The sequence below is a fragment of the Lactobacillus corticis genome, from assembly GCF_018327645.1.
Taxonomy (GTDB): domain Bacteria; phylum Bacillota; class Bacilli; order Lactobacillales; family Lactobacillaceae; genus Lactobacillus; species Lactobacillus corticis.
This window is the reverse complement of the sequence record NZ_BMAY01000002.1, coordinates 127,029-141,071: the sequence shown is the minus strand read 5'-3', so window position 1 is coordinate 141,071 and position 14,043 is coordinate 127,029. Positions and strand designations below refer to the sequence as shown.

15 protein-coding genes are annotated in these 14,043 nt (G+C 35.9%); 9 read left to right on the top strand and 6 right to left on the bottom strand.

Annotated elements, in window-relative coordinates; translation table 11 throughout:
* The first annotated feature begins 53 nt into the window (after nucleotides 1–53).
* The 5 genes from KI210_RS01965 to KI210_RS01945 all read left to right on the top strand — a co-directional run bounded on the left by KI210_RS01965 (nucleotide 54) and on the right by KI210_RS01945 (nucleotide 3,196).
* A complete protein-coding gene (locus tag KI210_RS01965; RefSeq protein ID WP_212780211.1) occupies nucleotides 54–449 on the top strand; it encodes a hypothetical protein in 396 nt (131 codons plus the stop codon).
* Nucleotides 450–478: 29 nt separating this feature from the next.
* Entirely contained in the window at nucleotides 479–1,297 is an 819-nt protein-coding gene (locus KI210_RS01960; RefSeq protein WP_212780210.1) for a helix-turn-helix domain-containing protein, read from the top strand.
* 160 nt (nucleotides 1,298–1,457) lie between these two features.
* On the top strand, nucleotides 1,458–1,682 hold the full coding sequence (locus KI210_RS01955) for a hypothetical protein (RefSeq protein ID WP_212780209.1): 225 nt from the start codon (nucleotides 1,458–1,460) through the stop codon (nucleotides 1,680–1,682).
* Nucleotides 1,683–1,742: 60 nt separating this feature from the next.
* Nucleotides 1,743–2,486 (top strand): hypothetical protein, encoded by a 744-nt coding sequence (locus tag KI210_RS01950; protein WP_246487303.1) that lies wholly within the window; start codon nucleotides 1,743–1,745, stop codon nucleotides 2,484–2,486.
* A complete protein-coding gene (locus KI210_RS01945; RefSeq protein ID WP_212780208.1) occupies nucleotides 2,483–3,196 on the top strand; it encodes an ATP-binding cassette domain-containing protein in 714 nt (237 codons plus the stop codon). The genes KI210_RS01950 and KI210_RS01945 overlap by 4 nt, the downstream gene beginning before the upstream one ends.
* 151 nt (nucleotides 3,197–3,347) lie before the next feature.
* Here the strand turns inward: KI210_RS01945 and KI210_RS01940 are convergent, their stop codons facing one another.
* The 6 genes from KI210_RS01940 to KI210_RS01915 form a co-directional block, all read right to left on the bottom strand.
* Complete coding sequence (locus tag KI210_RS01940; RefSeq protein WP_212780207.1) at nucleotides 3,348–4,658, bottom strand: NCS2 family permease; 1,311 nt, start codon at nucleotides 4,656–4,658, stop codon at nucleotides 3,348–3,350.
* Nucleotides 4,659–4,836: 178 nt separating this feature from the next.
* Nucleotides 4,837–5,532, bottom strand: a complete 696-nt coding sequence (locus KI210_RS01935; protein ID WP_212780206.1) for a deoxynucleoside kinase — start codon at nucleotides 5,530–5,532, stop codon at nucleotides 4,837–4,839.
* A 23-nt stretch (nucleotides 5,533–5,555) separates the two neighbouring features.
* On the bottom strand, nucleotides 5,556–6,209 hold the full coding sequence (locus tag KI210_RS01930) for a deoxynucleoside kinase (RefSeq protein WP_212780205.1): 654 nt from the start codon (nucleotides 6,207–6,209) through the stop codon (nucleotides 5,556–5,558).
* 239 nt (nucleotides 6,210–6,448) lie between these two features.
* Nucleotides 6,449–7,156, bottom strand: coding sequence for a glucosamine-6-phosphate deaminase (gene nagB, locus KI210_RS01925; RefSeq protein WP_212780204.1), 708 nt, complete (start codon nucleotides 7,154–7,156; stop codon nucleotides 6,449–6,451).
* Between the two features lie 199 nt (nucleotides 7,157–7,355).
* Nucleotides 7,356–8,465 carry an RNA-guided endonuclease InsQ/TnpB family protein gene (locus KI210_RS01920; RefSeq protein WP_246487305.1) on the bottom strand — a complete coding sequence of 370 codons (1,110 nt, stop codon included), beginning with the start codon at nucleotides 8,463–8,465 and terminating at the stop codon, nucleotides 7,356–7,358.
* Nucleotides 8,446–9,123: an IS607 family transposase gene (locus KI210_RS01915; RefSeq protein WP_212780202.1), complete on the bottom strand. Its 678-nt coding sequence runs from the start codon at nucleotides 9,121–9,123 to the stop codon at nucleotides 8,446–8,448. Before KI210_RS01915 ends, KI210_RS01920 begins: the two co-directional genes overlap by 20 nt.
* Before the next feature lie 262 nt (nucleotides 9,124–9,385).
* Between KI210_RS01915 and KI210_RS01910 the strand changes: the two genes are divergently transcribed.
* From KI210_RS01910 to KI210_RS01895, 4 genes are all read left to right on the top strand, one after another.
* Entirely contained in the window at nucleotides 9,386–9,685 is a 300-nt protein-coding gene (locus KI210_RS01910; protein WP_212780201.1) for a lactococcin 972 family bacteriocin, read from the top strand.
* Nucleotides 9,682–11,880, top strand: a complete 2,199-nt coding sequence (locus tag KI210_RS01905) for a bacteriocin-associated integral membrane family protein (RefSeq protein WP_212780200.1) — start codon at nucleotides 9,682–9,684, stop codon at nucleotides 11,878–11,880. The genes KI210_RS01910 and KI210_RS01905 overlap by 4 nt, the downstream gene beginning before the upstream one ends.
* A gap of 2 nt (nucleotides 11,881–11,882) precedes the next feature.
* Entirely contained in the window at nucleotides 11,883–12,536 is a 654-nt protein-coding gene (locus KI210_RS01900) for an ABC transporter ATP-binding protein (protein ID WP_212780199.1), read from the top strand.
* Nucleotides 12,537–12,722: 186 nt separating this feature from the next.
* Nucleotides 12,723–13,979, top strand: coding sequence for a matrixin family metalloprotease (locus tag KI210_RS01895; RefSeq protein WP_212780198.1), 1,257 nt, complete (start codon nucleotides 12,723–12,725; stop codon nucleotides 13,977–13,979).
* Nucleotides 13,980–14,043 lie beyond the last annotated feature (64 nt).

Sequence of the window (14,043 nt, the reverse complement as noted above, 5' to 3'; positions counted from 1 at the left end):
GCAGCATATGCCATTTGTCGGATCGGAAGATTTAGAAGGGCTACGGAAAAAGGGTGGCCAAAGGTCTAGTGTTAGGCACAATTGGCCTATGTGGGTTAGGAAAAATGCAGTTATATCCTCATCTAATAGGGCAGTTGCTCCTAGTGCTCCCATATGGTTGGATCATTGGTTACTTGTGCGCAATAGCAGGTTTGAAGAAAGAAAACACTTATTGGCTGGTAAATATTTTCACGGGAACGATTATTATCTTAGCTGGAGTGATTATCCCAGTTAGCCAATATCCTTGGTTCTTGAAAATTATTGCGGAATTGATACCGGTAAGTGATTTGCTGGATTGGCTGATCATTGCGGTAAATGCAAGTATTGGCCGGTATGTACTGAAGCCCATCTTTTGGCTGCTAGTTGCCGGAATAGTTGGAAGGCTGGTACGGCGAAAAGTACAGGGTTAACAGGCGAGAAAAATTGAAGGAGACTCGTTATGAGTATAGGGGAAAAATTAAAAAAAATTAGACGAGAAAAGGGACTAACCCAAAAAGAAATGGCAGCTGATATTGTTTCTGTCTCGTACTACGCCAAGGTAGAGAGGGGAGAAAATAATATCAGTGCTGATATGTTATTAGCACTTTTAGAACAACATCACATTGATATAGTTTATTTCTTTCAAGATAGCACTACAGTGAATACCCAGGTGAACATGAATGATTTGATGATTGATCAATTGACTGAAGCTTACTATCAAAATGATAAAAATAAACTGGCAACACTGACCAATGAAGTCTATCGAGATAAAAATCAATATTCAAGAAGAACATATTTGTACACTAAGTTAATTGAAACTAGTGGTAACGATGATTTAAGTACCCTAACTTCAGAAGAGCGTCAGGAAATAAAGGACAAGATTTTTAGTCAACAGACATGGACAAATAAAAATTTGGAACTATTTTGCAGTTCCATGCGTCTTTATAATTTTTGGAATCTAAGCTTTATAGTTAATTCAATTTTGGTAAAAGAGGCCCTGGAATCTAATCACGATTCAGACAGAAATAAAGTGTTATGTGCTATATTAGTTAATTTTATTCATGTTGCACTTGAAAATGAAGAATATGATTTAGCTAAGAACGCAATTTATAAAATTAATCGTTTTCCCAATCAATCAGAGCTATTTTTGTACAAAGCAATAGCCAAGTACTATGAAGCCTATATAGCTAAGGACAAGGATTCTACGCAAATGTATTTATATGTTTTAAGAAACACCGGATATAAGTTCTGCGACCATGTTTTACTGAAGTTGAAATAGATATTTAATTTTGCTAACCATATATGGTGGGTAAGTGTCAAATATGGCAAATTAAAAACTGGTAAATTGTAAAGCTGATAATATAATAGTCAATAAATGCATTTGTTGGCGAGATTTATTTCAGCAAGCATTTTATTTTTTGATAGAAGGGAAGATTAAGATGAGTTCGAATGAAAAATTTAATTCTGTCTCACTGGAAGCCTCAACAGCTAAAAAACGGATAACTCATTATGAAAATAAAGATCCAAAGGGTCGCTTTGGAATTGAGATGGTGTCTAATCTTGATGATTCCGAGATTGCCATTGAACAAAGTAAAGGGGTTAGCGTGAATTGTTGTTGCTGTGTGATCATTTCTACCGGCGCAGCCAATAAAAGAGAAAAATAAAAAGATAGCCTGTAGGAAACTTTGTAAAAATGTTAAGGATCCTGCAGGCTTTTTTGCATAGTGGATGGAAATACAATGTTTATATCTAAGGTGAAAGCTTTTACTAAATTTTATTTTGATATAGCGATTGATAACAAGCTGGCTTTAATTTTTACGCTAGTCTTTCCTGTCATATATCAGATAATTGCAGAGCGATCAATGAATGTTACAAATGAATATGAATTTACGTCAACAATTATGCCAATGACCGCTTATATAATTGTTTCGACTGCATTAAATGGTGTTACGATGCCAATGATTGCTACTAGAGATAGTGGTTTTATCAAAGCCTATTATTTTGCTAGTGGAAGTAGGTGGGCAATATATATTGCAAATTTGCTTGTTCAAACTGGTATTGTGATTTTAGAAATTAGTATTTTCACGATTTTTATGATGGTTATGTACACATATTTCTCCTTGAAAATTTTCATAGTGTTCTTGATAACAACACTGATAGTCTTTCCACTAATTTCCTTAGGGTTCAATTTTTTACTTTTAATGCCAGTAAGACAAACTAGTTTATCAATTATTGCTACAGCCCTTTTGCTGGGTTTACTAGTATTATTAAATTTAAAAGTATCAGGATCATTATATATTTTTTATTTGGTGAATCCATATGTGTTCATTGGAGGAGTATTTCAACTGTTTTTAAAACTATATCTCAGTAAACTGCTATCCATATTTATAGTCGCAATAGTATATATAATTGTAGGCTGCATCTCGTTTAATAAATTTGATTTGCAAGACAGGGGGAGAAAGGCATGAAAATAGTTTTAAAAAATATTACTGTGAAATACGATGATAAAAAAGTCTTTAATGGTTTTAATGGCTACTTTTCTTTAGAAAACCTCAATGTAATCATTGGAAAAAATGGAGTTGGTAAAACTACATTGTTGGATGTTCTTAGTGGGTTGGTGAAGCCATTAGAGGGTAACATAACGGGATTACCTCCTCAAAAAAAGATAATGTACGTTTTTCAGAATACTCCGTTCTTCGCAGATGTTACTGTTCAGAGTCTACTAAAAATGTATACGTCTTTTTCAACTACTGAACCAATGATCAAAGAAGACCCCAAAATTAAACAGATCTATCATCAAAATATTCTTCCTCTTCTTTCCTCAAGATTGGGAGTATTATCTGGAGGAGAGAGAAAGTTAGTGTTTATCTATTCTTCGATACTAATTGATAAAGATTTGTATCTTTTTGATGAGCCTCTATCGGGTGTAGATATCGAAAATCAACAGAAAATTGTTTATCTTCTAGAAAAATTATCCGAGTATCGACCTACAATAGTTACCTCACATGATGTTGAAGAATTTGGAAAAGTTAATTGCATAATTAATTACTTATCTTCAAAACAGATAGGCTTTAGCGGAAAATATGACGAGTTACTTGCTTTAGCTGGGAACACATTTGATAGCGCATTCGTCAATTTATCAAACGCAATGAGAAATGGAACTTTTGAAAGAGAGTAATTATGGAAGTAGGCCAATCGGGTGGTAATAGTTGTACCAAACGGGCGACGATCGATATTTTGAAAAATCTGCTGGCTGGACCGGAGACAATTATGAGCATGCAAAAAGCGTAAGGGTCAATTACAACTCTTACGCTTTTAATCTGCTTATATTATCCGACATTCAAAACCCACATAAAGATAATGAAGATTATGAACAGCAGCCACATCATTGGCGTGACTTCCTTACCGCGCTTAGCAGCAACCATGGTGATTGGGTAGGTGATCATCCCCCAAGCCAAACCATCTGAGATGGAGTAGGTCAGCGGCATCCCCAAAACAATCAAGAAGGCAGGAACCGCAATTTCCAGCTTGCTCCAGTTGATCTTAGCTAAGTTTTGTGCCATCAAGACCCCAACGATGATTAAGGCAGGAGCGGTAACTTGAGTGGTGATAACGCTCAATAGTGGGCTGAAGATCATGCTGATTAAGAAGAAAATTCCTACAAAAACAGCAGTTAAACCTGAACGACCACCAACGGCGATCCCAGAACTTGATTCGACAAAGGCACCGACTGGTGAAGTCCCGAAAATCGAACCAGCCATCATCGCAGTAGAGTCAGCAGCTAATGCCTTACCAACTCTAGGGAGCTTATTATCTTTCATTAAACCGGCTTGTTGTGCTAAACCGATTAAAGTACCAGTAGTATCAAAGAAGGTAACCAGCAAGAAGGTTAGGACAATGACCCACATTTGCATGGTGTTTATATCTTTAATATGAAGAATAGCCTGGCCAAAGGTTGGTGCCAAACTAGGTGCTGACGAAATAAAAGCAGTTGGCAGTTTGATTTGACCGATAATAATTCCAAAAACAGCGGCTAAAACCATACCGATGAAGATTGAGCCAGGAACGCCCATGATCATCAAGATAACAGTAACTAATAAGCCGAAGATAGTAATCCAGACGGTTGCGGACTTTAATGTGCCGACAGTAACTAAAGTGGAGTTGCTGTTAACAATCAAACCGCCATCTTGCAAGCCTAAGAATGCGATGAACAAGCCAATCCCGGCACTGATGGCATATTTCAAATCTGCAGGGATCGCATCAATAATCTTTTCCCGCAGTTTGAATAAAGTGATCAGGATAAAGATGATTGAAGCAACGAAAACTGCAGCCAGAGCCGTTTGCCACTTAACTCCCATGCCAATGCAGGCGGTGTAGGCAAAGAAGGCATTGATTCCTAGTGCTGGAGCAGTTGCAATTGGGTAGTTTGCCCAAAGCCCCATGATAAAACAGCCAAGCGCACTGGCTAAAGCGGTAGCAGTAAAGACTGCTCCCTTGTCCATGCCGCTGGCACCTAAAACGCTAGGGTTAACGAATAAAATGTAAGACATGCTGACAAAAGTGGTTAAGCCAGCTAAGAATTCGCGCTTGATATTGGTGTGCAGACCATCAAGTCCGAAATATTTATTGATAAACTCCATTCTGTTCCTCCACAGAAATAATGTTCGTGATTTACTAATTAAGTCAACTATTCAACTTTAGCATTTTATAAGTGTGATGTAAACCCGAATATTATTTGCGAAGCAGAAATGATTAGTTTGCTATGGATTGAAGAAAAAAACTGAGAAGCCCAAAACTTCTCAGTTCGCTATTTTATGTTTATTCTTCCATGGCTGCTTTGACATTTTCAGGAGCAGGCTGCCAATCAGCTGGCAGTTTGCCCATATCCTTAAGTTGAGCCACAATCGTATCTAGTACTTGCTTACGATCATCCTGACTAGCCATAAAGTCCAACTGGTCACCGTTGATTTTGATCTTTGGTGAGTAATCATAGTCTTTGTACCAAGGCTTGTAGTACTTCAAAAGCCGCTTGTAGTAGTCTTCCAAAGTCGGATCATAGCTCAGCTGTTCATATGAACGCCCGCGTTTTCTAATCCGGCTGATCATAGTGTCGTATGATACATCGATATGAACTAAGAGATCTGGGTGCTTTTTTGGCATCCGCTCTAATTCATCCATCATCGATTCCAGCAATTCATCATAAGTTGCAACTTCTTCTTTAGTAGCCCGCCCAATATCGGCGTTCATGTGGAAGAAGAGCGAATCTTCATAGATGGACCGGTCTAAGACGTTGTTATCATCGGTTAAAGCAGCTTTAATACTGTGGAAACGTGTATTTAAGAAGAAAATTTGCAATAAGAATGCATACTTCTTGGGATCTTCATAAAAAAGCGGCAACACAGGGTTGTCGTCCACGCTTTCGTAAAACGGCTTAGTTCCCAAATATTTCGATAGAATAGTGGTTAAACTGGATTTTCCGGCTCCAATTGGCCCGCTCAAAACAATAACTGTCATCACATTCCTTCTAACCAAGACGCTTATAATTCGCCTAAATCATGCAACTTTTGATCGATTAGCTGCAAGACGGCTTTTTGGTCTTGTTTGTTCTCCACAAAGTTGAATTCATCACCATTAATTTTGATTTTAGGTGATTCATTGTAATTTTCGTACCATGGTTTGTAGTAAGTACGCAACCGATTATAGTATTCTTTCAAACTTGGATCAGTATCTAATTGTTCAAAAGAACGTCCACGTTTTTTAATTCGGTTGAGCATAGTTTCAAGTGACACGTCAATATAAATCAACAAATCTGGTTTTTTATGAGGATTTCCAGGTACATCTTCCATCATGTTGTGTACCAGATCCGTGTAGATATCACATTCAGTTGGATCGGCAATCCCACTGTCAGCGTTCATCTTGAAGAAGAGTGCATCTTCGTAGATAGAACGGTCGATGACATTGTTTTGGTTAGGGTCGCTGATCGCCTCGTTGATCTGAGTCAAGCGCTTGTTTAAGAGGTAAGTGTTCAGTAAGAAGGTGTAGCGCTTCATGTCCTTGTAGTATAAAGGCAATACGGGATTATCGGCTACATCTTCGTAGTAAGCCTTAGATCCTAAATGATTGGCTAAAATAGTGGTTAAACTGGATTTTCCGGCTCCAATTGGCCCGCTTAAAACAATAACTGTCATCACGTTCTTTCTACTAGATATTGAATACAACAATATAGTCTATGCAAGATGTGGGGGATAATCAAGTATATTTTTGATTTGCCTTTAGGTGAAAAAGTCAAGCAGGTTGGACGTTATTTATTGCTAAGTTTGAGTCAAAACTTTTGTTTAGAATATTTGGGCGACAAATAATAAAACTGGATAAAGAAAAGGAGTCCAGCTTTAGTTTGCGGAACTCCTTTTTGGATAGCTATATTAGTTAATTATTTGCTCAATTTGCTGGCTGCTGCTTGATCACAGATGACCGTTACATCTGGATGCTTTTGCAAAATTGAAGCAGGCACTTCTTCAGTGATTGGGCCTTCCATCATCTTTTTGATGGCATCAGCCTTTTGCTCACCAAAGGCCATTAGGACGATCTTCTTTGAAGCCATGATATTCTTAATGCCCATGCAGATTGCGCTCTTTGGCACCTCATCAATGCTGTCAAAGAAACGTGAGTTTGCTTCAATCGTATTCTGCGTTAATTTAACTTCGTGAGTTAAACTGTCGAAGCTGGTACCTGGTTCGTTGAAGGCAATATGACCGTTGCGGCCGATCCCTAGCAATTGAATGTCGATTGGGTTTTCAGCAATCAGCTTGTTATAGCGGTCAACTTCTGCTTGAATATCGTCTGCCATGCCGTTAGGAACATAGCTGTGCTTGAAAGGCTTCTTGTCAAATAGGTGCTTTTGCATGAAGTAGTGGTAGCTTTGAGGATTGTCAAAAGAAAGGCCAACATATTCATCTAAATTAATGCTGGTTAAGGCTGAACAGTCCAAGTCGCTGGCGATCATGTTTTCATACAAGGTAATAGGGGTTGAACCTGTTGCTAAACCTAGTGTTTTAGCACCGTGCTTGATTCCATCAGCAAAAATTTCAAAAGCTTTCTTGCCGCCTTCAGTTTGATCTTTAGTAATGATAATTTTCATTTTTTGTCTCCTGCTATATAAAATATGAACAAATATAATCATGAATTAGATTTGATTATATTGGAGAAAGAATTATATAGTTTTCCTTTCTTAATTTTATTTACTACCGTCAACATTAGTATTCCCATATCCCAACAAGGGGGTAATGACATTGACCAACTCTGATAGCTTTAGGGTGTAGCCCACCCATTAGTATAATTTATGCTAAAGCTAAAAGATTCTGAACTGCATTTTCATCACGATCCATAACTGCACCACATGCATAACAAATATATTCATTATGTTTAGTTTGATGCAGCTTGTTGCCATCAAGACCAACTTTATCTGCGCCAGTCTTGATAAAGCCGCATTGAGAACACCGTTGGGTGCTAGGATAGAATCGATCTGCCAATCGCAATTCTTTGCCATACCATTGGCATTTATAAGTTAAAACCTGTCTGAAATAACCAAACAACGACCGTTGTAAACCTTTAGACGCAACATGGCTCATCTGCATTTGTTTCACCGCTAAATCTTCAATCACGACTTTGTCATAATCAGTAACCAGCTTAGTGGTAAACTTTTGAATAATATCATGCTGAATGTTGGCAGCACGCCGATAATCACGCTGTAACTTGGCTCTCGTCTTTACGTAATTATTCGATTGAGTTGCTTTCTTTCCATTGACAGAGCGCTTTTTAGCTAACTGACGTTGATAATGCATAATGCGTTTATAGAGCTTCTTTAAATGATCGGGTAGAGTATTAATTTTGCCTTCGGTATAGTTAAAATGACCGACGTTAATATCAACCGCTGTTTTATTGCTGGTTTTATCTTTGCTGGCTATTTCAACTTCTAACGGTAAACTAGCCCAGTATTTACCATTTTCACGAAATACTGAAACAACTTTTAGATCACCCTTTAATGATTTTGCGCCAGCCATTTTAATGTCAGCCCAATCATTAACACCGTAGGGTTTATCCAATCTCAATTTGCCATTAATAATTTTGGCACGATCAGTTTTAAAGCCCTGCCTAGGCGCTTTCTTAGATTTAAAACGAGGTTTGCCCCAGTCTGGTTGAGCTTTATCAAAGAAATTCTTCCAAGCTTTACCCAAATCGGAAATTGCTAGTTGCAAGCACCGTGCTGAAAGCGCATATTGCCAGTCGGCTTTCTCTGCTACTAGAATATTACGTACTTTTCTTTCACTAGGACGCAGTTTTTTGTTGTCCATAATTAGAGATTCGTCATACATATCATTCCATAAAGCCAGCCCTTGGTTCCAACAATAGCGACGATAGTCGCATAGTTCATCGAGATGCTTTTTCATCATCTGATTTGGATATAGCCTTACCTTCTCCGTGCGTATCACTTATTTCACCGCCTTTCAAAGTCTTATCAGCTACTAGCTTACGTTTATATTTTCGCAAACCATATAGACGGCAAGAGAATACATGAATAATACTTACTAAATCATCTACTAATTCTTGATTAGGACTTGTATCTGGGTTGTTTATAACTACGATTAGTGTGCCGTGTTGTTGGCATAGCTGTTCAAACCAGTCATATCCGAAACGAACAAAACGATCCTTATAAGTAATGTAAATTGTCTTAATTTTGTCATCCATTACCTCTTGTAGCAATTGATTCCATTTCTTACGCTTGTAATTCAATCCACTGCCAATATCAGTTATAACTTCATCAAGAATTACACCTTTGGCATTCACAAACTGACGAATAAAGGCAATTTGATCTTTTAAGTCGTCCTTTTGCCCGTAGGTGGAAACCCTAGCATAGGCTACTGTTTTGCGATCCTGTACATTTTCGTACATCCCAATATATTGCAAGTATTGTTCTTCTGTATAATATCTTCGATTAGTTGGTGTTCGATAGGCTTTTAGAATTCCTTTATTATCCCAACGTTGGAGAGTCAGCACTGTAACCCCCAATTTTTCAGCCATATCTTTTGGCTTTAATATTTTAGACATAATACTCGCCCCACATTCTACTTTCTGCGAGTATTATGTCATGTCTGATTATAATTGACTATATTTTATTTAACTGTTATTTCCTCCTCTTCATACTGGTCTAGTCCATTATAAATTGGTTTATGCCAATTTGTCAATTGTTAAGAAAAAGGTAGATAAAAACATCGTCATGTTTCTATCTACCTTTGTACTTTAGGGTGTTTGACAAAGAACTATTTTTTTATTAAAATAGCCCCAAATAAAGTTGTATTGGGGCTTTAGTATGAAAAATAAAAAGAAGCTAATTCTGTTATGTTTACCACTTGTATTATTTGCTTCTACAGCAACAACAAGTATTGCTTTAGCAGATACAGTTTATTACAAAAGGACACCTGTATATTGGGAACATGGAAATTGGGGAAAAGTAAGATCCTATTCAAATGTGCAAAGTCATCGATATACTCACAGCTCCACTGCTAATGGCGTATTTTCTGGATGGAAAAAGAAAGGCGTTACAGCAAAAGCATCAACTTGGATTTCTCCAACAAAAAAGGCTACCGCATACTGGGACTGTAAGGGATGAAAAAATATATTAATGTAAAGCGTACCCATTTGGTTGGATACGCTTTATTGCTACTACAAACTATACTTTTAATTGTTACTCTGATTTCTTTTCTTGCAAATCGATATGAAAGCAGCTGGGAAGATTATTTAAACGATCAGACTGATTATAGCTTATATTTAAATAGAATTCCTAATTCTAAAAAAGACGATGTCATATCTTTATTAGAGTCAGAAGCTGAAAATAAACATTTTTTGCTATTAAGAAAAGAAAATATCAATAATACTCTTGCTATGGGGATAGACGGCAATCCATCTAACATTAACGTTGATTTTAGATTTGATGGTCAGGATGTTGTTTCTAAAAAAGATGTGATTAAATTACTCCATTCTAACAATGAAAAAGCAACATTAGGCTTAGGAGAAGGTTCTATTTACCAATTGACACCTATTTATCAATTCCCGTTCAGCGATCGAATAGTAATTTATAAATTAAAACAGTTCAATAAAATTGATAAAACGCTAAATGGTAAGTATCAGTTAGTGGGGCTACATTCTGAAAAAGAATATAATTCTATTATTGAAAAATTATCTAAAATTACTTCGCTTAAAGCTGATACTTTTAAGAGCCCATTTTCAGGTGAAGCTCAAGATAATGGATTACTTTATTCTTTTTTGTTATTAGGCTTATTAATTACTAGTCTCGGACTTTTTGCTTTCTTCTTTATTAATTTACTATCGTCTTTCAAAGAATTTGGCTCTTTAGTCCTTTTGGGATGGTCAAAAAGAGTAATATTACTCAATAGATATAAGCCTTTTGCCTTTTTTGTTGTAGTTATAGGATTATTTCTTTCTATATTTTTTGCGACTATTTTTGGTAGAAAATCATTTTTTGTTTTGTTTCTTAGCTATTCAATCATCGCTACTCTGTTAAGTTTCTTACTATTTACATTAATCTTTCTCATTGCTTCTCTTTTAGTTATTTTTTCTAAAAATATTTCCTTGATAAAAGAAATATATCCTAAAAAAACAATTTATACCTTCATAGTTGGACTTTATATTGTAATTAGTAGCTCACTTCTTGGTATTTCAATTTATATCGATGGACCTACTAAAGAAGTTGCAGCTAATGCACAGCAAGCCTTACAATGGCGAAAAGTTGAAAATATGGAGGTTTTGAAAAAAATTGATAGTGGTGACGATGGAATTAAAGCCTTTGGAGATCCTTCATCACAGATTTATAGAGACGTGTTGAATTTTTATAAAAATATTGCTAATAAAAAAGGAGTTTATCTAGTTAATTCTTTTTATGGTTCCCGCGAATGGCTTTCAGATCGAGAATTATATAAACAGATGCCGACTCAACCTTTTACCATTTTAACCGCATCACCAAATTATCTTAAAAAAATTGGATTTTCTCCAAGTCGTTCCGCACTAAAACAAGCTGCACAAGGAAGAAGAGTTTTCTACGTTCCTAATACCTATTCGAAAAAGCAACAAAGTAAAATGAAAATTTTCCTGAAAGATATGCTTACTGAAGATATTAGCAAAAGTGATGTCCAAACGACTTTTACCAAAAAACAGCAAGTTTCTTTATTCACTTATCACCCTAATAAAAATATTTTTCTATGGAACAACGATTCGAACGAACCAACTCACAGCAAAACACCAATTATTGATATTGTTACTCCCAATAACATGACTTTTGTAGATATTGGAGGCATTCAAGTTGCCGGATTAGAAAGCAATCTTAAGTTTGAAAATAAACAAATTCGTAGAAAGGTACTTACATCTCAAAGATTAGTCAAATATCATTTAGATGATAATAAACCTGAATATACTGCTGTTTCTAACTATATTGATGGTGAACAAAAAACTCTATGGCAGACTATTGCGATGTTCGGTATAGCTTTGATTTTACTATTACTTATATTATGTTTATTAATTATTGTTTTAGCTATGACTTTTAAAACTAGTAACAGACAAAAAGTTGCTGTTAAAAAGTTTCTGGGATTTACTTTTTGGCAAATCTACCGTTTACCGCTATTAACTATTAGCATCATTACATTGATAGAAATTATTATTGTTTTAGTTGCCAAAAGTCGTATCGGTTTACCGCTGATTTTACTTAATTATTTTATTCAAATATTAGTATTTTATCTTTATATTTCACGGAGTCAATTCACTCAAATTATTAATTTATTTAGGGGAGAGTAACTATGGTAAAACATGCAATAGAGGTTCACAAATTAATTAAGAAATTCGATTCAAGAACTGTTTTAAACAATATTGATTTTACAGTTGAATCAGGAGAATTTGTGGCAATTGTTGGACCTTCTGGTTGTGGAAAATCAACTCTTCTTAATATTTTGGGTTTATTAGAAAATCCCGATAGTGGTCAAATTTATATTTTAGATAAAAAACTTCCTGCTATAAATAGTAAAGAGGCAACCTTATGGCGGCGAAATATAATCAATTATCTTTTTCAATCTTTTGCATTAATAGATAATGTAAGCGTCAAAGAAAATTTACTTCTCTCAATGCACTTTGTAAAAAAGTCCCTTTCAGATAAAGAAAAAATGATTTCAAAAGTATTAAATGAGCTAGAGATTCCTTATCTTTTAAATCAAAAAGTAACTAGTTTATCAGGTGGTGAACAGCAAAGAGTTGCACTTGCTCGAACTATTTTAAAACCTGGAGAAATAATTCTTGCGGACGAGCCCACAGGTGCTTTAGATAAAAGTCATGCTCAATTGGCATTTGGTCAGATTGAACAATTGCGTTCTAAATATGGTAAAACTATTTTAATGGTTACTCATAACATTGAACAAGCTCAACAATGTGATCGTGTTTTCGATTTAAAAGCACAATAAATAAAATTATCTAAAAAGAAAAATACCTGATTGCACTTGACTTTACGTAGAAAAAAGTCCGTAGGCTTTTAAAATCGGAATAGCAAAAGATTATCACCATCAAATTTTATAATGTGTATTGTCAGACAAAAAAATAGGAGTATAATTTAATCAATCATAGATATCGTGTTTTTTTAGGGGGAAACCATGAAATCTTTTAAAAAAAGTATATTACTAATTATTGGTACTACGGCTTTAATAGGTTTTAGCCATCAAACTGCTTCGGCGTCTACTTTAAGCACAACACCCGGGGCTGCTTGGAGATATGTATCCAAAAAGGCTAACTATAATGTGCTGTCAACGTCGACAAAATATAAGTCAATCTGGGCCAAGGCAACTAAAGGCTGGATTAATAATGGCTTTAAGTGGAAAAAGATTACTAGTACGTCAAAGACCACTTTAAACACATATAGTAATACTAATACTCTTAATGTTGCTGGTCGGACTGATACACAGTATGATTTATCGACTGGAAGAATCATTAGCAATAAAGTATATTTGAACCGTGCAGCGTTAGATAAGTACGGTTATACAACTACTCAGCGAGTTAATGTAGCTATGCACGAGCTGGGGCATGCGCTTGGATTAGCTCACAATTCAAAGGGTAGTGTATCTGTTATGAATCCTTCAAACCGATATTATGAAATTAAAACTCCTGATGTTAAAGGTTTGAAGAAACAATACTCCACAACAATATCTTCAGATGTAATAAGTACTTCGGAAAATATTGTGACTGTAACCTCATATACTTACGTACCGGGGACTGAATCAAGTAGTGATCAAGATAGTACTACTACTGTTGATGCAAATGGGATCGCAACTACTATTTCTTACAACTCGTCATCAACTTCCAGCTCTACTTCTACTAAGACTGCAACTTCCAGCTTAAAGACCTCAAAGGTAACATACAGCTCAAAAACTAAAAAGTTGACGGTATCTGGTACTGCTAGTTCAGGTATTAGCAAAGTAAAATTGGGCAAGACTACTGCTAAGGTAAACAAGAAGCATCACTTCACTGTAGCAACTAAGATCAGTGGCTACAAGACCTGGACTTTGAAGGGCTTGAAGTCAGGCAAGACACTAGCAACTAAGAAGATTACCACTAGTCAATATGTAACTCCAAGCGGCTTGGTACAAAATGTATCTACTGGTAAGAAGTATGCGGCTTATACCATAAGCACTTCATTTAAGAAGGGTGAATTGTCGCTTTATCGTAAGGGCAAGTTTGTCAAGAAGGTGGCAGTCAAGAATTCTAAGGCTAAGTTCAAGCTGGCTAAATCAGCTGTAACTAAGAAAGCTAAGTGGACCTACAAGCTTAATACTTCAACTACTAAACAAAGCAAGGCACAAAGTTTGCTGATCCCAGTTAAAAAGGTTGGTCAATCATACGCAGTCAGCTACTAATTTGAAGGGAAAATAAATAGACATCTATGATGAAAATGCAATAATCAAAAAAGGCGAAACCTGC

What these genes read in the sequence shown, in the direction of transcription:
- KI210_RS01960 (WP_212780210.1), top strand. Translation starts at nt 479, where the DNA reads ATGAGTATAGGGGAAAAATTAAAAAAAATTAGACGAGAAAAGGGACTA.
- KI210_RS01955 (WP_212780209.1), top strand. Translation starts at nt 1,458, where the DNA reads ATGAGTTCGAATGAAAAATTTAATTCTGTCTCACTGGAAGCCTCAACA.
- KI210_RS01945 (WP_212780208.1), top strand. Translation starts at nt 2,483, where the DNA reads ATGAAAATAGTTTTAAAAAATATTACTGTGAAATACGATGATAAAAAA.
- KI210_RS01940 (WP_212780207.1), bottom strand. Translation starts at nt 4,658, where the DNA reads ATGGAGTTTATCAATAAATATTTCGGACTTGATGGTCTGCACACCAAT.
- KI210_RS01935 (WP_212780206.1), bottom strand. Translation starts at nt 5,532, where the DNA reads ATGACAGTTATTGTTTTGAGCGGGCCAATTGGAGCCGGAAAATCCAGT.
- nagB (WP_212780204.1), bottom strand. Translation starts at nt 7,156, where the DNA reads ATGAAAATTATCATTACTAAAGATCAAACTGAAGGCGGCAAGAAAGCT.
- KI210_RS01920 (WP_246487305.1), bottom strand. Translation starts at nt 8,465, where the DNA reads ATGAAAAAGCATCTCGATGAACTATGCGACTATCGTCGCTATTGTTGG.
- KI210_RS01915 (WP_212780202.1), bottom strand. Translation starts at nt 9,123, where the DNA reads ATGTCTAAAATATTAAAGCCAAAAGATATGGCTGAAAAATTGGGGGTT.
- KI210_RS01910 (WP_212780201.1), top strand. Translation starts at nt 9,386, where the DNA reads ATGAAAAATAAAAAGAAGCTAATTCTGTTATGTTTACCACTTGTATTA.
- KI210_RS01905 (WP_212780200.1), top strand. Translation starts at nt 9,682, where the DNA reads ATGAAAAAATATATTAATGTAAAGCGTACCCATTTGGTTGGATACGCT.
- KI210_RS01900 (WP_212780199.1), top strand. Translation starts at nt 11,883, where the DNA reads ATGGTAAAACATGCAATAGAGGTTCACAAATTAATTAAGAAATTCGAT.
- KI210_RS01895 (WP_212780198.1), top strand. Translation starts at nt 12,723, where the DNA reads ATGAAATCTTTTAAAAAAAGTATATTACTAATTATTGGTACTACGGCT.